A 20146-nucleotide genomic window follows, 5' to 3' on the forward strand; every position below is an offset into this window, starting at 1 on the left:
CCAATCAATTCTTTTCGCCGCTGCGTCCCTCGATGCATCCACAATTGGCAAAACTCCATGAAAAAACAGCAGGAGTAGCTTCCCCCTGCTGTTTGCGATTTATGTGTACCGTCTCTTCAGTTGTTATTGCTTCACTACATAGGCCACGATGACTGTCAATACGATAAAAATAGCCGCCAAAACCACGGTAATCCGGGCCAGAACCAGGTCCATGCCTCTAGCTTTCGTTTTACCGAATAAATGCTCGGCTCCGCCGCTGATCGCACCGGAAAGTCCCGCACTTTTACCCTTTTGTAGTAACACCGTTACAATTAAGCCCAGCGAGGCGATAACCAACAAAACTTTTAACAGGATAACCAATTCGACACCTCATTAGCATGTTCTTATTTTTAGAATGTGCATAGAAAGTCTATCATAAAAGGCCTTTTTCTGCAAGATTCTGGTTGTACAACCGAGCTCATTTTTCCCTATTTATAAAAGAAAACCCGCCGACGGAACAGTTCCTCCATACAGCGGGTCGTTGATTGCCGATTTAACGATAGGGTTACGGTTCCCCCGGTCCCATCGGATAGGCTCTTTCAGACCTTCGGGCTTTCCTTCGCCTGTTTGCATCTCCGCCCAGAAAATACTGAATGGCCGCTTTGGCGCACCAGAGGGAGAAAACCAGGAAAACAATGCCCCAGATCAGAGCCGGTATAGGCGTAATGGATGCCAGATTCGTTGCGTCTCCCGCTTTGTTCGGATTACCTGCCGCCAGCAGGGCTAGCGTCAGCGGCCCGTAGACCGACTCCTCCAGACAAAGGAAAGCGACGAGCAGATAGTAGGCGTTGCGGATAAACCCGCTTGTAAAAGCGAGCACAATGATGTTCAGCGCGATAAAGCCGATCAGCCAGCCCACGCCGAATTCATTGCGTACGAACAGCACCAGAGAGAGCACGGCGATAACCGTCATGATCTGGAGCCCCAGTTTTTGCTTCCCCCGGACATACGCCCAGAAAAGAAAAACCGCAAACAAGGACGCCGTCACATAGCCTGCGACCGAAATCGGCAGGAGTTTCCACGAGCCGCTGACCGACGAGTAAGTAACCCCGCTGTGATCGGCATTGAGCACGATAGCCATGACTTTTCCCGAGAGAATCATCGTCACGGCAGCGTGCCCGAACTCATGGACCATGGTGTCCAGGTTGCGGAAATAGGCCGAGAAAGGGATGAACTGAGTTAATAAGGCCGACCCGATTAACAACAAAATCGTTTTTACCCAAGCACTCATATTCATGACCCTCCCCGACGTTTAAAAGGCTAAACCATTAACCTTGTGAAAGGTTTTCTTACTTGAAGTTTTTCAAGTTGTAGAAAGCTTCTTTACCGGCGTATTGAGCAACGCCTTCCAGTTGGTCTTCGATGCGAAGCAGCTGATTGTATTTCGCTACGCGGTCCGTACGGGACGGTGCACCTGTTTTGATTTGGCCTGCGTTGGTTGCCACGGAGATGTCGGCAATCGTGCTGTCTTCGCTCTCGCCGGAACGGTGGGAGATAACAGCCGTGTAGCCTGCGCGTTTCGCCATTTCGATCGCGTCGAATGTTTCGGTCAGCGTACCGATTTGGTTTACTTTGATCAGGATGGAGTTACCGATGTTCTCGTTGATGCCTTTGGACAGACGCTCGGTGTTCGTTACGAACAGGTCGTCGCCAACCAGTTGAACTTTACCGCCCAGTTTGTCGGTCAGCAGCTTCCAACCTTCCCAATCGTCTTCGGAACAGCCGTCTTCGATGGTAAGGATCGGGTATTTGTCTGCCCAGGAAGCGAGCAGGTCAACGAATTCAGCCGGTGTGAAGGATTTGCCTTCGCCTGCGAGCTCGTATTTGCCGTTCTTGAAGAACTCGGTGGAAGCAACGTCCATACCCAGGAATACGTCCACGCCCGGCTTGTAGCCTGCGCGCTCGATAGCGGTGATGATCGTTTGAATCGCTTCTTCGTTGGAGCTCAGGTTCGGTGCAAAACCGCCTTCGTCGCCGACAGCCGTGTTCAGACCTTTATCTTTAAGTACCGATTTAAGGTTATGGAAAATCTCTGCGCCCATGCGGAGAGCTTCTTTGAATGTAGGAGCGCCTACCGGAAGTACCATGAATTCTTGAACGTCAACGTTGTTGTCGGCATGCTCGCCGCCGTTGATGATGTTCATCATTGGAACCGGAAGAGTTTTAGCGTTGAATCCGCCCAGGTATACGTACAGAGGCAGTTCCATCGCTTCAGCGGCAGCGCGTGCAACGGCCATGGATACCGCGAGGATCGCGTTGGCGCCCAGCTTGCCTTTGTTATGCGTGCCGTCCAGCTCGATCATTTTCTTGTCGATGGATACTTGATCCAAGGAGTTCAGACCGATAATTTCAGGCGCGATGATCGAATTGACGTTGTCAACGGCTTTCAGTACACCTTTACCCAGGTAACGGCTTTTGTCTCCATCGCGGAGCTCGACAGCTTCGTGAGCGCCTGTGGAGGCACCGGAAGGTACGATTGCGCGGCCTACAACGCCGGATTCAAGATATACTTCAACTTCTACAGTCGGATTGCCGCGGGAGTCAAGTACTTCGCGAGCATAAACGTCAGAAATGATAGTCATTGTGTTTGAACACTCCTTAACAAGGTTATGTGTATGAAAAACTTCGGGAACTCATTCCCTTAAAGGGCAGCGGCGCACCTTACCGATCAAAATAAGATGCTGTATTCCAAGGAATGGTTCCCGAAAACTTGCTGTCTTAATCAATAAACGGGCGGGTTACTTATTTCTTCTCTTCAATGATCGAAAGTCCCGTCATTTCCGGCGGCTGCGCCAGTTTCAGCAGATGCAGCAGCGTCGGGGCGATATCGGCCAGAGCGGCGCCTTCGCGCAGCGTGACGTCGTTCGAAGTGACGATAAACGGCACGGGATTCGTCGTGTGAGCCGTGAACGGACGTTCGGCATCGTCCAGGACGAGGTCCGCGTTGCCGTGGTCGGCTGTAATGCAGACAACTCCGCCCTTCGCGAGAATGGCTTCGACGACTTGGCCCAGGCACTCGTCCGTGGCTTCAACGGCCTTGATGGTCGGCTCCAGCATGCCGGAGTGGCCTACCATATCCGGGTTGGCGAAGTTCAGAATGATGACGTCCTGCTTGTCCTCATTGACTTCCTTCACCGCAGCGGCCGCAACCTCGTACGCGCTCATTTCCGGCTTCAGGTCGTAAGTGGCGACTTTCGGCGATGGAATGAGGATACGCGTTTCGCCCGGCAGTTCCACGTCACGGCCACCACTGAAGAAGAAGGTAACGTGCGGGTACTTTTCGGTCTCGGCGATACGAAGCTGTCTCATGTTATTCTGAGCCAGAACCTCGCCAAGCGTGTTATCCAGATCTTTCGGTTTATACGCGACGTACCCTTCGACCGTTTCACTGAACAACGTCAGGCAGACGTAGTACAGGTCTTTCGGGCAAAGCTCGCCGCGGTCAAAACCGCGGAAATCTTTATTCGTAAATACCTGCGACAATTGAATCGCACGGTCCGGGCGGAAGTTGAAGAAAATAACCGCATCGCCGGATTCGACCAGCCCGACCGGCTTGTCGTTCTCATCCGTGATTACCGTCGGCATCACAAATTCGTCGAATACGGACTTCTCGTACGATTCGGTGATTGCTTTGACCGGGTCCGTATAGTGCGGGCCATCCCCGTAAACCATGGCGCGGTAAGACTTTTCAGTCCGTTCCCAGCGCTTGTCCCTGTCCATTGCGTAGTAGCGGCCTTGAACCGTCGCTACTTTGCCGACGCCGACTTCGGCGATTTTGGCCTGGAGTTGTTCCATGTAGTTCTTCGCCGAATCGGGCGCTACATCGCGTCCGTCCAGGAAAGCATGGATGTAAACATCCTGCAGATCTTCTTTCTTCGCCAGCTCAAGCAGCGCGAACAAGTGCGCGATGTGGCTGTGCACGCCCCCGTCGGAAAGCAGTCCGTAGAGATGCAGCTTCTTATTGTTCTGCTTCGCATGGCGTACGGCGCCGATCAACGTGTTGTTGTCGAAAAATTCGCCATCCCGGATCGACTTGGAAATACGAGTCAGATCCTGGTAAACAACCCGGCCGGCACCGATGTTCAGGTGCCCCACTTCAGAATTACCCATTTGGCCTTCCGGCAAACCTACGGCTTCGCCGCAGGCAGTCAGCGTCGTATGAGGGAACTGGTTCCAATAGCGGTCGTAGTTCGGTTTCTTGGCCTGAGCCACGGCGTTGCCGTGAACCTCGCCCCGAAGTCCGAAGCCGTCCAGAATAATCAGCGCTACCGGTTTAGTCGCCATCTTACTTCGCCCCCTCAACGAGTTGGATATAAGAAGCGGGCTCCAGGCTGGCGCCGCCGACAAGAGCTCCGTCGATATCCGGCTGAGCCATGTATTCGGCGATGTTGCCCGGTTTTACGCTGCCGCCGTATTGAATGCGGACCGCATCGGCTACGGAGGAATCGTACAGGGAAGCGATCAGCTCGCGGATGTAGGCAATGACTTCGTTGGCGTCTTCAGCCGTAGAAGATTTGCCCGTTCCGATAGCCCAGATCGGCTCGTAAGCCACGATGACTTGTTTCGCCTGATCGGCGCTGAGGCCTTTGAAAGCCGCTTCCGTCTGAACGCGGCAAACTTCCTTCGTTTGTCCCGCTTCGCGCTCTTCGAGCTTCTCGCCTACGCAAACGATCGGCGTCAAACCGTAGTTGAAAGAAGCGAGAACCTTTTTGTTAACCGTTTCGTCGGTTTCGTTAAAATAAGCTCTACGCTCGGAGTGACCGATGATCACATACGTTACGCCGAGATCTTTGAGCATAGCCCCGGAGATTTCGCCGGTGTATGCGCCGTTTTCTTCCCAGTGAAAGTTCTGCGCGCCGATTCCGATCGACGTACCTTTCACAGCTTCGACAAGCGCCGGCAGATTGGTGTAAGGAGCGCAGATTACGCTCTCTACCCCTGCTACTTCCGCCTTGCCTTTTATATCATTCACGAAGCTTGCCGCTTCGGAAACGGTTTTGAACATTTTCCAGTTACCTGCAATAACGGGTTTTCTCATGATCTTCAAAACTCCTCTCTGTATCTCTTACTTGTCGTTAAGAGCGACTACGCCAGGCAGAACTTTGCCTTCCATGAACTCCAGGGAAGCTCCGCCGCCTGTGGAGATATGGTCCATCTTGTCGGCGAGGTGGAACTTCTCGGCTGCCGCAGCGGAATCGCCGCCGCCGATTACGGTGTAAGCGGATGTTTCGGCGCAAGCTTGGGCTACCGCACGCGTACCGTGGGAGAACGGCTCGATTTCGAACACGCCCATAGGTCCGTTCCAAACGACCAGCTTGGAGTTCTTGATGACGTCGGCATAGAGTTCACGCGTTTTGGGACCGATGTCGATACCTTCCCAATCAGCCGGGATGGAATCGATTCCGACGATGTTGGTGTTGGCATCGGCACTGAAGTCATCCGAGATGACGATATCTACCGGCAGAAGGAAGTTCTTGCCTAGTTTCTTCGCCTTTTCGATAAAGCCGAGCGCCAGATCGAGTTTCTCGTTGTCTACGAGAGATTGTCCGATTTCGTGGCCTTGCGCTTTAAAGAAGGTGTAGGAAAGGCCGCCGCCGATCAGGATGTTGTCGGCGATTTCGAGCATTTTATTGATGACGTCGATTTTGTCTTTAACTTTCGAACCGCCGACAATCGCGGTGAAAGGGCGCTCCGGATTGTTGAGCGCTTTGCCCAGTACGTCCAGCTCTTTCTCCATCAGGAGGCCGGAAACCGCCGGAAGCTGATGAGCGATGCCTTCCGTGGAAGCATGCGCACGGTGAGCGGCGCCGAAAGCATCGTTCACGTACAGGTCGGCCAGCGCCGCGAATTGTTTCGCCAGTTCCGGATCGTTCTTCTCTTCGCCCGGGTAGAAACGGACGTTCTCAAGCAGCAATACGTCGCCGTCTTTCAGCTCGCTTACTTTCGCTTGAACCGCTTCGCCGACAGCCTCGTCCGCTTTCGCTACCGGTTTGCCGAGAAGCTCGGACAGGCGGGCTGCTACCGAAGTCAGACGAAGGTCTTCGTTGACTTGGCCTTTCGGGCGGCCCAAATGGCTCGCAAGGATAACTTTAGCGCCTTTGTCGATGAGGAACTTGATCGTAGGCAGCGTTTCACGAATACGTGTATCGTCCGTAATTTGGCCGTTTTCGAGCGGCACGTTGAAATCGACGCGTACAAATACGCGTTTACCGTTAACTTCTACATCGCGAACACTTTTCTTGTTCATGAAATATCCTCCTCAGAGCTTTCCGAAGGAAAGCTGTCGTCGTAATCACAGGCCGAGCCTTTTCTTTTTCATAGAAAGGACCGCTCCGAAAAACTAACTGGGGCTCTCCGCAAGGACAGCCGGAAACCACATACGGGAAGCACGCCGGCATAAACCGGCGATCGAAACGGAAAAGCTTTCGTTCAGGAAAACCTTCTTCGCAAGACCTTTGGGGCCAGGCTTTCCTGAGGAAAGCTTCGGACATCCCAGGGCTTATGTAAATTCATGCCCCGATAAGCAATGGGAAGAGGAGAATTTCTTCTCCTCTTCTTGCATGGCTTATTTAAGGATTACAGACCTTTTTTAGCGATGAAAGCGGCCAGATCAACGACACGGTTGGAGTAGCCCCACTCGTTGTCGTACCAGGAAACGACTTTCACCATGTTGTCGCCCACTACCATAGTCGACAGAGAGTCGATTGTGGAGGAAGCAGGGTCACCGTTGTAGTCGCTCGATACAAGCGGCTCGTCGGAGTAGTTCAAGATGCCTTTAAGCGGGCCGTCAGCAGCTGCTTTAAGAGCATTGTTCACATCGTCAACAGTTACGTTAGCGTTCAGCTCGACAACCAGATCCGTTACGGAAACGTTTGGAGTAGGAACGCGCATAGCCATACCGTTCAGTTTGCCTTTAAGCTGCGGCAGAACCAGGGAAACGGCTTTAGCTGCACCCGTAGTGGAAGGAATGATGTTCTCGGCTGCCGCACGAGCGCGGCGAAGATCCTTATGAGGCAGGTCAAGCACTTGCTGGTCGTTCGTATAGGAGTGAACAGTCGTCATCATGCCTTTTACGATACCGAACTTCTCGTCCAGTACTTTTGCGAAAGGAGCAAGACAGTTAGTCGTACAAGAAGCGTTGGAGATGACCGTATGAGCGGAAGGATCGTATTTCTCTTCGTTAACGCCCATAACAACTGTGATATCTTCGTTCGTAGCCGGTGCGGAAATGATAACTTTCTTCGCTCCGCCTTTCAAGTGAGACTCGGCTTTCGCTTTGTCTGTGAAGATACCTGTGGATTCAACGACGATTTCAACGCCGTACTCGGCCCAAGGAAGGTTTCCAGGGTCACGCTCTGCAAATACCTTGATGGATTTGCCGTTTACTTTCAGTTCGCCTTCGCCGGCTTCAACAGTAGCGTTAAGTCTGCCGTGAGTCGTGTCATACTTGAGCAGGTGCGCAAGCGTGCTTACGTCCGTCAGATCATTGATTGCTACGATTTCTACTTCAGTGTTGTTCAGAGCGGCGCGGAATACGTTACGTCCGATACGACCGAAACCGTTAATACCCACTTTAACCATTGTAATTCCTCCCAGTAGAAAGTTTATATTTCAAGACGTGCCTATGGCCCGTCAAGATAACGTGTACTTTAACATCTCCACGGCTGCAGCCTCGTCCGTCACCAGGATATCCTCCTGGCCGTATTTTAAAACGGAAGCTACAGCCGCCCCCTTGCTTTTGCCGCCGGCTACGCCGATCACGACTTCGCAGTGCTGGATATCTTCCAGCCGGAGTCCTACGGTCGGCATCTTGTGGACTACCTTGCCCTCGGGGTTAAAATAGTAGCCGAACGCTTCGGCGTGCGCCCCTTCGCTTCTCAAGGCGTCTATCGTCTCGGAGTCTACCTTGCGCCTCTGCGCCATGACGATAGCATCTCCAATGCCGTGAATGACGATGCGGCTGCTGCGGACCACGTCCATCATCTCCTGGATGTTCGGTTCCTGGATCAAAGACTGATAGGCCTCCTCGCGGAGATGATCCGGAACATGCAGGAGGCGGTACTGCCCGCCGGTCTTCTTCGCCATCTTGGAGGCGATCATGTTCGCCTGCAGCTCCACGCTTTCGCCGAGCCCTCCGCGGGCCGGTACGAACAAGCTGCCCTTGAGGGCGCTTGTCGTGGACAAGTGCTCCGCCACCTCGGCCATCGTGGAGCCGCCGGTCACCGCGATCACGTCATGCTTCGTGACGTGCTTGCGCAGCATCAGTGCGGCCGCCCGGCCCAGTTCCTTCTTCGCGAACAGCGAAGAATCCGAATCGCCGGGCACGACTACGACCTGCTCCAGGCGGAAGTGGTCGCGGATCCGCTTCTCCAGCTCGTTAAGCCCGAGCATCTCCTTGATAAGCGGCTGAAGCTTCTCCAGCAGTTCCCTGCCCGATTCGCTGATGCGCATGCCCGATGTTTCCGTTTCAATCAGGCCTTGGCCTTTCAGAAACTCCACTTCGCTGCGCAAAACCCGCTCCGTCATATCGAGAGCGCCCGCCAGGGTTCTACGCCCCACGCTTCCCAGCAGAAAAATATGCTGCAGAACGGTGTAACGCTTGTTCAGAACCTCCAGCAAGTCCGGCAGGAGTTGTTTCTGGACGTCGAGAATATCTCTCATGCCATACACTCCTATTGATCGTGTTGGGACTCAATATGTCCCGCGAGTGCATTTTAAGTCCCACCTGGATCAAAAAAAACTTGCCTTGCACAACCCCATTATACCCCAGTTCCTATAAAAGAATCAATGTGTGCAAAGTTTGATTTTTGTAAATGGGCGTTCAAAAAAAATCTAACCCATAGGACTTGCTTTTTTAATACCTCTATCATATAATAACCTTTGCTGTTACTTAATGAAACATGCGCCCGTGGTCCAATGGATATGACGTAGGCCTCCGGAGCCTGAGATCGAGGTTCGATTCCTCGCGGGCGCGTAGATTTTGCACAAGAGAAAGCTCCTGTCTTCGGACAGGAGCTTTTTTTGTACCCGGCGGCTTCTGCCGCTTATTCCGCCGAGCCCATGAACATCTTTTGAATCCCCGCATAACGGGCGCGGAGCCAGCCCAAAACCGCTTCTTTATTTCTTTTCACAACCAGCAGACCCGTCACCGCGATAGCGCCAACTATAATCGCAATCGTCGAGTACTGGGAAACCACGTGAAGCAGCTGCTGGATTTTCGTACCGAACAAGAAACCTACCATCACGTATGTGAATACCCAAAGAACGCCGCTCAGCCCGTTAAAAATCACAAAAGTTTTCAAGCGGATTTTCAAAATTCCCGACACATAACCCGTAAAATGTCTCAGACCCGGTATAAAATAGCTGACCAGAATAATTTTGTCTCCGTATTTATCGAACCACTTCTTAATTTTCAGTAGCCTATCCGGATTGAGAAGCATATACCTGCCGTACTTATCGAAAAAAGGCGTCCCCAACTTCCGTCCAAGCACATACGTAAAGATGGTTCCCGCAAAAGCCCCTGCAAATGAAATGCCCATAACGCCAGCCATATTAAACGTGTTTACATGCACCATATGTCCCGAAATCATCATAGCCAGTTCCCCGGGAAAAGGCAGAGCCACCGATTCTGCGAAGAGGCCCAGGAAGAGCACCAGATACCCGTACTGTGCGAAAAGATCACTAATCCACTCCATAGTCCGCTCCTTATTCCACTTAATTTCCTGTCTTTGTTAGCCAGTATACCTTTTAAGAAGGAGTTTCATAATGGCCCCCGGTTTAGTTTGGAAACTGGACTTTAGTCGTGGCAGGAACCAGACCCCTTGTAAATTTATGGGTATATGAAATGAATTTATTGTTCAACCTGTTTTACCGGGAACCACGCGGGGCATAAAATGTTTCACCATTTCCGCTGGAGGGGAAAGAACGAGAGAGGTTTTTCCAAATAAGTTTGACCTTTCTTGACCTTTTGACGTTTTTTCGTTATCATATTTGTAGATACTGAAAATTAACGCAGTTATAGCGGCGTATTATCGAAGGAGGTAACATTAATGAGTTTTATTCCAATGGTTGTCGAGCCTGATGCAAGAGGAGAACGCGCTTACGATATTTACTCCCGTCTTCTTAAAGACCGTATTATTTTTCTGGGTACCCCGGTGAATGATCAGGTCGCCAACGCGATTATCGCCCAACTGCTGTTCCTAGATGCGCAGGACCCCGACAAGGATATTCATTTGTACATTAACAGCCCCGGCGGTTCCATCACAGCTGGAATGGCGATTTACGACACGATGCAGTTTATCAAATCCGACGTTTCCACGATCTGCGTAGGGATGGCGGCTTCCATGGGCGCTTTCCTGCTTGCGGCAGGCGCCAAAGGCAAGCGTTACGCCCTGCCTAACTCCGAAGTCATGATTCACCAGCCGCTCGGCGGCGCGGAAGGTCAGGCGACGGATATCGAGATTCGTGCGAGACGTATTCTGAAAATGCGTGAGAACCTGAACAAAATTCTCGCGGAGCGTACAGGCCAGCCGATCGAGCGTATCGATAAAGATACCGACCGCGACTACTTTATGAGCGCAGCCGAAGCCAGTGCCTACGGTCTTATCGATAAAGTTATCGAGAAGACGACCGAAGGCGGCAAAGAAGCTTAAGTACCCGAAAGAAAAACCCCGGACTATCGACTTTCGTCGGTAACCGGGGTTTCTTTTTTTTGTTGAGGGCGAAATTAGAACAGATTAGTCCAGATCCGCAAGCGGATAGAAAATCAAATCGACCGGGAAAGCCGAACCGGCCGGAGGCGTAAACTCGATATCAAGCGACTTCTCCGTCCCTGTGGTACGATGGAGAATTTGCATGCCGTCAAAAGCGGTAATCACGCCGGAATACGGAATCGACTGGATTTCTCCGTTGATCTTGATCGGCCCTTTAAAGACACCGCCGCGGGCCAGCAGCATAATCGCCATTTTGCGCGGTTTGTCCGCATGAATTTTGTAGACGACTCCGTAGTTGCCATCATTCTTCACGGTTTCCTTACGCATCACATCGTAACCGTCCACGAAAGGATCGGTTTTCCCATCCCCTATGACAAGCTTGGACGGTTTTGTGAAGGAAGAGGCATCGATATTCCACTTCACCTCGGAGACATCGAACGAGCCCCTTACGTGGCCTGTAAAGCCGAGCAGCTTGCTTTCGGACAGCGTCGTGCTCGTCAGCTCCTCAGCCGCCAGGAAGGAGAACTGAACTTCTCCGGATGTTTCCAGATCATAGAACAAGTTTACGCCTTGGCCCGGATAGAAATCCGGAAGCTGACGGTAAACCAGCGTATCATGCGGCGCAATGGTCAGTTTCTCGTTATATGTATTGCCCAGCAGGAAGTCCACGGAGGCCTCGCTGCCGATCAGGTTCGCATATACGGAAGGCCATACCTCGCCTTTGTTGGTCGTTTTGACCGTGACGGGCTTATCCGTCGTGTTCGTTGCCATAATGGCGAACGTCACTTTGTTCTTCGTTCCGTTAATGTGGTCCGCATACAGACGGCCCTTGCCGTTAATCATGTCCTGATACAGGATGCCCGGCTCCGTAAATTCTTCGGGGCTGTCGCTGACCAGCAGCTTGCGGCCCGGTACGTTGGTCGCTTCTTTGGGAAGCATCGGCAAGTTATAGAAATGGGAAGTCAGCGTATCCCAGCTCAGTTTGTAGAAGCTGCCGATCTCGTTGTGATATACCGGATATTCGGCTTCCGATACAAGCGGAACATTTTCGACAATGACATTTTTGGTGAACACCTTGCTCACGTGTCCGTGCCTGTCGTAGACCTTAAGGCTAACCGGATAAGAACCCGGCTTGAAGAACGCCTCTTGTTTGCCTGTCCATTCGTACTTGGCCATCCCTTCCGCATCCGGATCGTAGCAGAGGTCAATGTACTTGACCGTCTCGCCGAGACGGTATTTCTCTTTGTGAGTCGTAAACTTGGCAACGGGATTCGAATTGTTCGCTCCATTGTCGTAAATGCCTTCCGGCTTCGGAACGTAGACGATTTCCACTTTGCGCGATTCGTGGTAGTACGTGTACTTGGCGCCCATATAATCGGCTACCCAGGTCAGCTTGACCATCAGCTTGCCTTTTACGATGGCCGCAACCGAATCGAACGGTACTTCCTCGCCATTGATATAGGCTTTTTTCAGATCGCTGCTTAAAACGATGTTATAGCCCGGAGGCTGCATCGTGATCGTTCTGGCCGCATTGTCCCACGTAACGGGAAATCCCAGACTGTCACCGATAAATTTAGCTGGAACGAACGTCTTGTCCTTGATGATGGTGGCCGGCGATTCCAGCTCCACTTGGTCTTCATTGACGAACGCCTGCTTGTTGTCCAAGTACAAAACAATTAACTGCGATGAGGACGAGATTGCGCGTGCCTGAATCGGCATCAGAAAAGCTGCGAACAGCACCAGCGTCATCAGAAGCGAAACCTCTTTCTTCCATTGAATCATGCTCCTACTCCTTTTTCTTCCTTTTTCTAAAAAACGACATGACAAAAAAGCCTTCTCCCGAAAAATCGCCCAATCTTTAGACGTTTTTTTCTGGAAAAGGTTTCTGTTTGACAAAAAATAAAAAGCTCCCTTGGCAGGAAGCCTTTGCTCTTACTGGTTTTCAAGTTCTTCTTTGCTGACCAGCGTGACTAAAGCGTTTACAGCCTGTTCAGCGTCCGAACCTTCTGCACTTATGTAAATTTCAGTTCCCGTGCTGATCGCAAGGCTCATAATTCCCATAATGCTCTTGGCGTTTACTTTCTTCTCGTCCTTCTCTACGAAAATTTCGGACGAAAATTTATTCGCTTCCTGGACAAATAAAGCAGCGGGTCTAGCGTGAAGGCCGGTTTTCAATTTCACCACTACTGGGCGTCTCGACATGGATTGGATTCCCCCTACGTTCTTAATTTGCAGTTTATAATGCATCCCCGGCAAAATCGCTCGGAGGTTCCCCTTACGTGTAACTTATGTCGGTTAAGCATCAGGCATGATGATTTCTATCCAATTCATGTTGGATGTTCATCGAACGGGGACCTGGCACCGGGCTGCGCTTGTCCGTTCAAGAACCGCGAGTGCCGTAAAATGCGTAATCTGCTTCATATTATACCATTTTACGGCGAAATACTCTAGGAAAAAGTTCCCGTATAGGTCTAACGGATGGCTGCACCGTTGCGAATTTTGTCGGCCAGTTCATCTATTTTGCGCAGACGGTGATTGACACCCGACTTACTGACGCTCCCCTTCAGCATGTCCCCGACCTCTTTAAGATTCAAGTCGGGATGCTTCACACGGATTTCCGCGACTTCACGGAGTTTTTCCGGCAGGCTCTCCAGGCCGACCTCCCGTTCGATAAGACGGATGTTATCGATCTGCCGAACAGCCGCACCGATGGTTTTATTAAGATTCGCCGTTTCGCAGTTTACGATTCGGTTCACCGAATTTCGCATATCCTTCATGATCCGGACATCTTCGAAACGCAACAGGGCCTGGTGTGCGCCAATAATACTGAGAAATTCAATAATCCGCTCGCCTTCCTTGATGTAGAAAACGAACCCTTTCTTGCGCTCGATGCATCTGGCGTTCAAATCGAAGCGGTTAGCCAGCTGGCACAGCGACTGGCAGTGTTCTTCGTACATGGAAGCAATTTCGAGATGATACGAAGAGCCCTCCGGATTGTTGACGGAGCCTCCCGCAAGAAAAGCCCCCCGAAGGTAGGCCCGCCGGCAGCAGTTTGTTTTTACAATGCTTTTGTCTATACCCGGAGTAAATTGAAAGCCTTCCGACACGATATGAAGATCGGAAAGCAGTTCCTGCACCTGGTTCGGCACGCGGACGATATAGACATTATTCTTCTTAAGGCGCATTTTCTTACGGACAAGCAGCTCAGTGTGAAGCTCATACCGCTTTTTGAGCAAAGAGTAGATCCTCCTGGCAATAGCGGCGTTTTCCGTTGAAATATCAAGAATGACGCGCTGATTCGTCAGCTGGACGGAACCGTTCATCCGGATAAGAGCCGACAATTCGGCTTTCTCGCAGCAATCCTCCGCTTCGATTAGGGTCAATTCCTTCTTCGTTTGCGCCGCAAAAGACATGGGGACTCACCTCTTCCTGAGCATCCAGCTCTCCACGATCTGATAGATATGCTCGCTTAATTTATCCGCATCGTGGCGCAGATAGGTCCGGAAAAGCACCAGCTTGTCGGCGATGACGCGGTATCCCCGCTTCGTCACCTCGTCCAGGTCCAGATGGACGGCTTTAGCGCCTTTCTCGGCATATTTATTCTGTACCTGAGGAGGAATCTCCCCGTTATTTACGATGACATAATCAAACAAATGATGGCCTATATGGTTATGAATGGCCGTCAGATGGTCTCCGACGGAGTAATCGTCCGTCTCGCCCGGTTGGGTCATCACGTTGCAGATGAACATTTTGACCGCATCGGATTTAAGAATTTCCTCCGCTATTCCGGGCACGAGCAGGTTAGGAAGAATACTCGTGTACAAGCTGCCGGGACCGCACAGGATGGCATCCGCATCGCGGATAGCCTCGACCGCTTCCTCCAGCGGCTCGATATCCGCCGGCTCCAGCATAACCCGCTTGATGCGCCCTCCGGCCTGGGGAATCTTCGACTCCCCTTCCACGATGGTGCCGTCCTCCATCAACGCCCGCAAATAAAGCTCCTGCCTCGAGGCAGGCAGCACCCGGCCGCGAACCGCGAACACGCGGCTCATCTCGCGGATTCCGGTGACGAAATCACCGGTGATGTCCTTCATCGCCGCGAGAATCAGGTTTCCGAGACTGTGCCCGGCGAGTCCGGTTCCGGCCGGAAACCGGTACTGCAGCATCTCGGAAAGCAGCGGCTCCACATCCGCAAGCGCCGTAAGCACGTTGCGGATGTCACCCGGCGGAGGAATTTGCAGCTCCGAGCGCAGAATGCCGGAGCTGCCTCCGTCGTCGGCTACCGTAACGATAGCCGTGATATCCAGCGGTTTCTGTTTCAACCCCCGGAGCATGACGGACAAACCCGTTCCGCCCCCTATGACGACTATCCGGGGGATATCGGCAGGGCGGTAAACTTTAGACATAGTTTCACCCTCTTATGGTCGGTCGCGTTCCGCATCTCGATGATTGACTCTGACGATCTCCGTCTCGCTGTTTCCCATAACCTTGCCCAGATACTCGGCAATAGCTACAGACCGATGCTTGCCGCCCGTACAACCGATGCCTACGACAACCTGGCTTTTGCCTTCTTTTTTGTACTGAGGAACAAGAAAATGAAGCATGTCGAGCAGTTTCGTTAGAAACTCCTGCGTTTCGTTCCACTTCATCACGTAGTCGTATACATCCGCATCCTGCCCGGTATTCGGGCGAAGCGTCTCCACATAATGCGGATTCGGCAGGAAGCGTACGTCAAAAATCAGATCGGCATCAATCGGGATCCCGTATTTAAAGCCGAAAGAGATGACATTTATAGATATGCCGCCGCTACCCATATTGGTGAAGCGGGAGGCGATTTTTTGTTTGAGCTGAGCCGGTTTAAGCGTACTTGTATCGATTACCTGCGAAGCATGGCCCTTTAATTCTTCCAGCAGCTTGCGCTCCAGCAGAATGCCCTCTAGCGGCGCATCATTAGGAGCAAGCGGGTGGCGGCGCCTGCTTTCTTTGTAACGCTGAACCAGCGTAGAATCCGTTGCGTCGAGAAACAAAATCTCGTACGTCAATGTGTAATCTTCCTTAATGGAACGCAGCGATTCCTGCAGCGCCGTGAAAAATTCCCGGCCGCGGAGGTCGATCACCAGCGCCACCTTGCCGATTTTACCGTGGGACTGCTCGATTAGTTCCGCAAATTTCGGAATCAAAACTGGCGGCAAGTTGTCCACACAGAAAAATCCGAGATCCTCGAGACTCTGTACGGCAATTGTTTTCCCTGCACCGGACATGCCGGTAATAATGACAAGCTTAGCCACCGCTTTGCTTTCTTCCATGAGTTCACCTTCCTCATCCGTTATGGGGTACCCTTCCGGGTGGAAGCCGCATTGTAAGCTTTGGTTGCTAATGCAGGTTTAAGCCCGCCGCCCCTACGATCCCCGCATCGTTGCCAAGCGTAGCCGGCACGATTTCAACGCCCGTATAGGCGCGTTCCGGAGTCAACTTGCGGAAAGTCTCGCGGATCGGGCTGAACAGGATTTCTCCCGCCTTCGATACGCCGCCGCCGATAATGAACCGCTGCGGATTAACCGTTACCGCTACGGCCGCCATGGACTTGCCGATATAATAGGCGGCACGATTCACGATGCGCACAGCGACTTCGTCACCCGACTTCGCTGCATCGAATACGTCCTTCGCCGTAATCTTCTCGATCAGCGCCAGGCTCGTGCGGTCGCCGCGCTCTTTGGCATCGTTGGCCATTCTGACGATACCCGTGGCGGAAGAGACCGTTTCCAGGCATCCGGACTGTCCGCAGTTGCAGGCAATCGCTTCAATATCGGGAACAACGGACATATGGCCCAGCTCGCCTGCCATTCCGTTGAAACCCTGATAAATTTTTCCGTTTATAATAATACCGCCGCCCACGCCGGTTCCAAGCGTATAACAGACCAAGTTCGGGATTCCCCGTCCGGCTCCGCCCCACGCCTCACCAAGCGCCGCGACATTGGCGTCATTGTCGATTTTTACGGTTTTGCCAAGCTTCTCCTCAAGCGTCTTCTTGACTGCGACATTGCGCCAGCCCAGATTAGGCGACAATTCCACAAAGCCTGTCGGAATGTCCATAAAGCCAGCGATTCCGGCTCCGATCCCCGCTACTTGTTCCCATTCGTATGGCGATTCGTCTACGATCCTGTGGACGTACTCAACAATACGGTCAAGCACAAAATCGGGACCGTGCTCGGTTCCGGTAGGACCTTCATAAGTCTGAATCAATTTTCCTTCTTCGTCACAGAGGCCTACCTTGATACTGGTGCCCCCTAAGTCCACTCCGACATAAATCCGTTGTGTCATGCTAAATGTCACCTCAGTGAAGAGTTAAGTTATTTCCAAATCTTTCGCGATGGGTGTTGCTCCTGTACCCACTATAAGCGAACCCCATAGGAAGGTCAAGGACGGCAAATTGAAAAAACGTGGAAGGGTATACGCCGTTCCACGCCTTTGCATATGAGTCTAATAATCCGTTTTACAAGGACTTGCTCCAATCGTGAACCATGTGGCCCTCGAGGAATTTTTCGCAATCCAGAGCAGCCATACAGCCGCTTCCCGCCGCCGTAATGGCTTGACGGTATTTCAAATCCTGAACGTCTCCGCAGGCGAACACACCAGGGATGTTGGTTTCCGTCGTTCCCGGTTTAACGAGAATATATCCCGTTTCATCGGTAGTGATTTGTCCGCCGAGGAATTTCGTGTTCGGAGTATGTCCGATCGCCACGAAAATACCGTCGGTTTCAAGAATCTCTTCCGCTCCGGTTTCGTTATTGAGAACTTTAAGGCCGGCTACGCCTTTGTCTCCCGCAACGACTTCAAGCGGATTGGAGTTCAGGCTCCAGGTGATTTTCTCGTTCTCGCGCGCACGATCCTGCATGATCTTGGAAGCGCGGAGTTCGCTTCTGCGGTGCACGAGACGAACTTCGGAAGCGAAACGTGTCAGGAAGTTCGCTTCTTCCATTGCGGAGTCGCCGCCGCCGACCACGATGATTTTCTTGCCCCGGAAGAAAAATCCGTCGCAAGTGGCGCAGGTGCTCACACCGCGTCCGATATTCTCGCGTTCGTTCGTGATGCCGAGCAGCTTGGCGGAAGCGCCTGTGGAGATGATCAGAGATTCCGTCTCGATCTCGCCAAGACCTTCCACATTGAGCTTGAACGGACGTTCTGTTAGTTCTACGCTGTTAACCCAGCCGGTTTTGAATTCGGCTCCGAAACGCTCGGCCTGCTTGCGCATGTTGGCCATAAGTTCCGGTCCCATGATCCCTTCCGGGAAGCCAGGAAAGTTTTCTACCTCGGTCGTTGTCGTCAGCTGTCCGCCAGGCTCCGGACCTTCAATAACCAAAGGGTTGAGATTGGCGCGTGCCAGATAGATAGCTGCTGTTAATCCGGATGGTCCGGTTCCTACCACAATTGTTTTATACATGGATCGATCTCTCCTCCTTGGGAACAAATCAGAGTTCGTATGATCGCGGGGTGAGTGTTGAGTCGTCACTGCCTGCAATCATTCTCTATTTAAAATAATTCTAATTAAAATTATTCTAATTTGCAAGTGTGATTAATCTCGGCCCTTCTTTTCCGCGTTCCAGAGCTTCGGAAGAATCGCATCCATCTTCTCCTTAAGCCCGCAAGCTTCGTCAATCAGCTTCACATTCTTGCTTACGGTCGAAACGGTCGTATGGTAACGGCTAGCTACCTCGTGGTAGGAAATGGACCTGCGGTGCATTTTGGCGACCAGGTATTCGAGAGCGGCTGACCAGCCCTCCACTTTCGTAATCCTCGGTACGCTCGGATACACCCTGCTCAAATATTCTACCCACAGAGTCTGCAGGTCATGCTGCTGGATCATGTCGTAGCGCTGGTGCATGTGCCGGTGAGCGGTTTCCATGACGATCTGCCATTTGGGCTCCCATTTCGGCAAGTCGGTCGTATGCACGGAGTTTTCCACTGTTTTCAGCGTTCCGTCAAGATGAGCTTTCAGAGGCTCTTCGACTCCGATGGTCCTCAAAACGAAGATAGCTACCTTTTTGAGATAATCGTCTTCTTTGGGATCACCGATAAACTCGATGAGAGCTTCTTTCACTTCATTGTCGCCGATATAAACGAACGTCTGAAGTACCTGCAGCTTCGTTTCCACATCTCCGTGGCGGAGCGCCCAGAAGAAGGAACTGCGGACAAGCGGGTCCTTGGCGATCTGATCCGGGATCGATTCGGGAGACTGCTCCAATTGGCGGAACTGCTCCTCGAACGGAAGGTTGTAGTGGTAGCTGAGCGAAAGCGGGCGGGCGTCGGAGCGGCGGTTCAGCTGCTCCAAGTAAAAGCGGGCGATTTCCGACCCGTTCTCCAGCTTATCCACCTGGTTCCAGAGAACCCGCGCTTCCTGAAATCTGCCGATATTGCAAGCGGCCACAGCCGCATAATGGTAAACGCACGGATCAAGGCCGCTATCGTTGGAGCGGGAAATCCTCCTGAATAGCTGATAGGCTTTCTCGTGATCGCCCAGAATCCCCATGGTGGTCGCAAGCTTGAAGACATGCTCCTGCTGGAAAGGATACGTTTTGCGCAAAGTTTCCATCAGTTCGGCAAGTTCTTCCTTGCGTCCGAGATGCTGGTAGAAGATCGCCATATTGCACAGCGCATGAAGGTTGCCGGGATCTATATTCAGCACCTCGACGATAGCATCCAGCGATTTCTGAAAATGACCGGTGTAATAATAAGCAAGCGCCAGGTTATTACGGGCGGCCAAAAAATCGCCGTGCTCTTCGACGATATCTTCCAGAACGCGTACCGCTTCCGCGAATTTGCCTTCTTCCAGAAGCAGACGTGCCTGGTCGTGCTCATACAAGCCCTCGCGGGATTTGATGGTCTTGAGCTTGGTCGGACGTTCCAGCTCGTAGCTGAGAAAATCAAGCATCTCCTCGGCTTCTTCCAGGTAATGTCCGTTTGTATCGTTCTCCAGGTAACGGACAAGAGCGCTCTCCGCCTGTTCGTACTGGTCCATGTTGGCGTAGTTGTTCGCCATATAAAAATAACACTCGGTCATCGAGGAATCGATCCGATCGAGAACATCTTTTAAGATGTCGTTGGATTCCTCGTACTTGCCTAATTCGGAGAGAACCCCTGCAAGGTTGCAGTGGTTCACCGGATTATCGTATTCGTATTCTACCGCTCGCCGGAAATATTTCAATGCCTTATCGTAATGGAAACGATCGAGCGATTGAACCGCTCTTTCAAAAAAGAACGTGGCATCCATGCTGATGGGGATAATTTTCGGTTCCGGCTTAACGGAGACACGCTTTTTCTTTTCCATGACTAGGCACCTCCGGTACATTGAGATCTATGATCAAGTATAGCACAGTCCCCGAGGTTTCAAAACACGA

18 protein-coding genes and 1 tRNA gene are annotated in these 20146 nt (G+C 52.0%); 2 read left to right on the top strand and 17 right to left on the bottom strand.

Annotated elements, in window-relative coordinates:
• Positions 1-123: 123 nt before the first annotated feature.
• The 8 genes from secG to AC58P5_RS26405 all read right to left on the bottom strand — a co-directional run bounded on the left by secG (position 124) and on the right by AC58P5_RS26405 (position 8700).
• Positions 124-360, bottom strand: coding sequence for a preprotein translocase subunit SecG (gene secG, locus AC58P5_RS26370; RefSeq protein ID WP_497391921.1), 237 nt, complete (start codon positions 358-360; stop codon positions 124-126).
• A gap of 184 nt (positions 361-544) precedes the next feature.
• Positions 545-1270 carry a M50 family metallopeptidase gene (locus tag AC58P5_RS26375; RefSeq protein ID WP_497391923.1) on the bottom strand — a complete coding sequence of 242 codons (726 nt, stop codon included), beginning with the start codon at positions 1268-1270 and terminating at the stop codon, positions 545-547.
• A 58-nt stretch (positions 1271-1328) separates the two neighbouring features.
• Positions 1329-2621 (bottom strand): phosphopyruvate hydratase, encoded by a 1293-nt coding sequence (gene eno, locus AC58P5_RS26380; protein WP_497391925.1) that lies wholly within the window; start codon positions 2619-2621, stop codon positions 1329-1331.
• A gap of 160 nt (positions 2622-2781) precedes the next feature.
• Positions 2782-4323: a 2,3-bisphosphoglycerate-independent phosphoglycerate mutase gene (gpmI, locus tag AC58P5_RS26385; protein WP_497391927.1), complete on the bottom strand. Its 1542-nt coding sequence runs from the start codon at positions 4321-4323 to the stop codon at positions 2782-2784.
• Between the two features lies 1 nt (position 4324).
• Positions 4325-5077 (bottom strand): triose-phosphate isomerase, encoded by a 753-nt coding sequence (tpiA, locus tag AC58P5_RS26390; RefSeq protein ID WP_103998173.1) that lies wholly within the window; start codon positions 5075-5077, stop codon positions 4325-4327.
• A gap of 27 nt (positions 5078-5104) precedes the next feature.
• A complete protein-coding gene (locus AC58P5_RS26395) occupies positions 5105-6286 on the bottom strand; it encodes a phosphoglycerate kinase (protein ID WP_497391929.1) in 1182 nt (393 codons plus the stop codon).
• Between the two features lie 329 nt (positions 6287-6615).
• Positions 6616-7620 (bottom strand): type I glyceraldehyde-3-phosphate dehydrogenase, encoded by a 1005-nt coding sequence (gap, locus tag AC58P5_RS26400; protein ID WP_497391931.1) that lies wholly within the window; start codon positions 7618-7620, stop codon positions 6616-6618.
• A gap of 51 nt (positions 7621-7671) precedes the next feature.
• Positions 7672-8700 carry a sugar-binding transcriptional regulator gene (locus AC58P5_RS26405; protein ID WP_497391933.1) on the bottom strand — a complete coding sequence of 343 codons (1029 nt, stop codon included), beginning with the start codon at positions 8698-8700 and terminating at the stop codon, positions 7672-7674.
• Positions 8701-8941: 241 nt separating this feature from the next.
• Between AC58P5_RS26405 and AC58P5_RS26410 the strand changes: the two genes are divergently transcribed.
• Positions 8942-9013, top strand: a tRNA-Arg gene (locus tag AC58P5_RS26410).
• A 70-nt stretch (positions 9014-9083) separates the two neighbouring features.
• On the opposite strand, the gene AC58P5_RS26415 is transcribed toward AC58P5_RS26410, so the two are convergent.
• Positions 9084-9734 (bottom strand): DedA family protein, encoded by a 651-nt coding sequence (locus tag AC58P5_RS26415; RefSeq protein ID WP_497391935.1) that lies wholly within the window; start codon positions 9732-9734, stop codon positions 9084-9086.
• A 354-nt stretch (positions 9735-10088) separates the two neighbouring features.
• Here AC58P5_RS26415 and clpP point away from each other — a divergent pair, with 354 nt between their 5' ends.
• Positions 10089-10691: an ATP-dependent Clp endopeptidase proteolytic subunit ClpP gene (gene clpP, locus AC58P5_RS26420; protein ID WP_497391937.1), complete on the top strand. Its 603-nt coding sequence runs from the start codon at positions 10089-10091 to the stop codon at positions 10689-10691.
• Positions 10692-10775: 84 nt separating this feature from the next.
• On the opposite strand, the gene AC58P5_RS26425 is transcribed toward clpP, so the two are convergent.
• The 8 genes from AC58P5_RS26425 to AC58P5_RS26460 form a co-directional block, all read right to left on the bottom strand.
• The gene (locus AC58P5_RS26425; protein WP_497391939.1) at positions 10776-12533 is read right to left on the bottom strand and encodes a copper amine oxidase N-terminal domain-containing protein; all 1758 of its coding nucleotides are present in this window, start codon (positions 12531-12533) and stop codon (positions 10776-10778) included.
• A gap of 150 nt (positions 12534-12683) precedes the next feature.
• Positions 12684-12953: an HPr family phosphocarrier protein gene (locus AC58P5_RS26430; RefSeq protein ID WP_016423762.1), complete on the bottom strand. Its 270-nt coding sequence runs from the start codon at positions 12951-12953 to the stop codon at positions 12684-12686.
• Positions 12954-13222: 269 nt separating this feature from the next.
• Positions 13223-14164, bottom strand: coding sequence for a DNA-binding protein WhiA (gene whiA / locus AC58P5_RS26435; protein WP_497391941.1), 942 nt, complete (start codon positions 14162-14164; stop codon positions 13223-13225).
• Positions 14165-14170: 6 nt separating this feature from the next.
• Positions 14171-15157: a gluconeogenesis factor YvcK family protein gene (locus AC58P5_RS26440; RefSeq protein WP_413000267.1), complete on the bottom strand. Its 987-nt coding sequence runs from the start codon at positions 15155-15157 to the stop codon at positions 14171-14173.
• Between the two features lie 12 nt (positions 15158-15169).
• The gene (rapZ, locus tag AC58P5_RS26445; protein ID WP_497391943.1) at positions 15170-16057 is read right to left on the bottom strand and encodes an RNase adapter RapZ; all 888 of its coding nucleotides are present in this window, start codon (positions 16055-16057) and stop codon (positions 15170-15172) included.
• Between the two features lie 67 nt (positions 16058-16124).
• A complete protein-coding gene (locus tag AC58P5_RS26450) occupies positions 16125-17072 on the bottom strand; it encodes an ROK family glucokinase (RefSeq protein ID WP_497391945.1) in 948 nt (315 codons plus the stop codon).
• Positions 17073-17244: 172 nt separating this feature from the next.
• The gene (gene trxB / locus AC58P5_RS26455) at positions 17245-18192 is read right to left on the bottom strand and encodes a thioredoxin-disulfide reductase (RefSeq protein ID WP_497391947.1); all 948 of its coding nucleotides are present in this window, start codon (positions 18190-18192) and stop codon (positions 17245-17247) included.
• 132 nt (positions 18193-18324) lie between these two features.
• On the bottom strand, positions 18325-20076 hold the full coding sequence (locus AC58P5_RS26460; protein ID WP_497391949.1) for a tetratricopeptide repeat protein: 1752 nt from the start codon (positions 20074-20076) through the stop codon (positions 18325-18327).
• Positions 20077-20146 lie beyond the last annotated feature (70 nt).

Source organism: Paenibacillus sp. JT31N7 (assembly GCF_059692095.1).

What these genes read in the sequence shown, in the direction of transcription:
- AC58P5_RS26375 (WP_497391923.1), bottom strand. Translation starts at nt 1,270, where the DNA reads ATGAGTGCTTGGGTAAAAACGATTTTGTTGTTAATCGGGTCGGCCTTA.
- eno (WP_497391925.1), bottom strand. Translation starts at nt 2,621, where the DNA reads ATGACTATCATTTCTGACGTTTATGCTCGCGAAGTACTTGACTCCCGC.
- gpmI (WP_497391927.1), bottom strand. Translation starts at nt 4,323, where the DNA reads ATGGCGACTAAACCGGTAGCGCTGATTATTCTGGACGGCTTCGGACTT.
- tpiA (WP_103998173.1), bottom strand. Translation starts at nt 5,077, where the DNA reads ATGAGAAAACCCGTTATTGCAGGTAACTGGAAAATGTTCAAAACCGTT.
- AC58P5_RS26395 (WP_497391929.1), bottom strand. Translation starts at nt 6,286, where the DNA reads ATGAACAAGAAAAGTGTTCGCGATGTAGAAGTTAACGGTAAACGCGTA.
- gap (WP_497391931.1), bottom strand. Translation starts at nt 7,620, where the DNA reads ATGGTTAAAGTGGGTATTAACGGTTTCGGTCGTATCGGACGTAACGTA.
- AC58P5_RS26405 (WP_497391933.1), bottom strand. Translation starts at nt 8,700, where the DNA reads ATGAGAGATATTCTCGACGTCCAGAAACAACTCCTGCCGGACTTGCTG.
- AC58P5_RS26415 (WP_497391935.1), bottom strand. Translation starts at nt 9,734, where the DNA reads ATGGAGTGGATTAGTGATCTTTTCGCACAGTACGGGTATCTGGTGCTC.
- clpP (WP_497391937.1), top strand. Translation starts at nt 10,089, where the DNA reads ATGAGTTTTATTCCAATGGTTGTCGAGCCTGATGCAAGAGGAGAACGC.
- AC58P5_RS26425 (WP_497391939.1), bottom strand. Translation starts at nt 12,533, where the DNA reads ATGATTCAATGGAAGAAAGAGGTTTCGCTTCTGATGACGCTGGTGCTG.
- AC58P5_RS26430 (WP_016423762.1), bottom strand. Translation starts at nt 12,953, where the DNA reads ATGTCGAGACGCCCAGTAGTGGTGAAATTGAAAACCGGCCTTCACGCT.
- whiA (WP_497391941.1), bottom strand. Translation starts at nt 14,164, where the DNA reads ATGTCTTTTGCGGCGCAAACGAAGAAGGAATTGACCCTAATCGAAGCG.
- AC58P5_RS26440 (WP_413000267.1), bottom strand. Translation starts at nt 15,157, where the DNA reads ATGTCTAAAGTTTACCGCCCTGCCGATATCCCCCGGATAGTCGTCATA.
- rapZ (WP_497391943.1), bottom strand. Translation starts at nt 16,057, where the DNA reads ATGGAAGAAAGCAAAGCGGTGGCTAAGCTTGTCATTATTACCGGCATG.
- AC58P5_RS26450 (WP_497391945.1), bottom strand. Translation starts at nt 17,072, where the DNA reads ATGACACAACGGATTTATGTCGGAGTGGACTTAGGGGGCACCAGTATC.
- trxB (WP_497391947.1), bottom strand. Translation starts at nt 18,192, where the DNA reads ATGTATAAAACAATTGTGGTAGGAACCGGACCATCCGGATTAACAGCA.
- AC58P5_RS26460 (WP_497391949.1), bottom strand. Translation starts at nt 20,076, where the DNA reads ATGGAAAAGAAAAAGCGTGTCTCCGTTAAGCCGGAACCGAAAATTATC.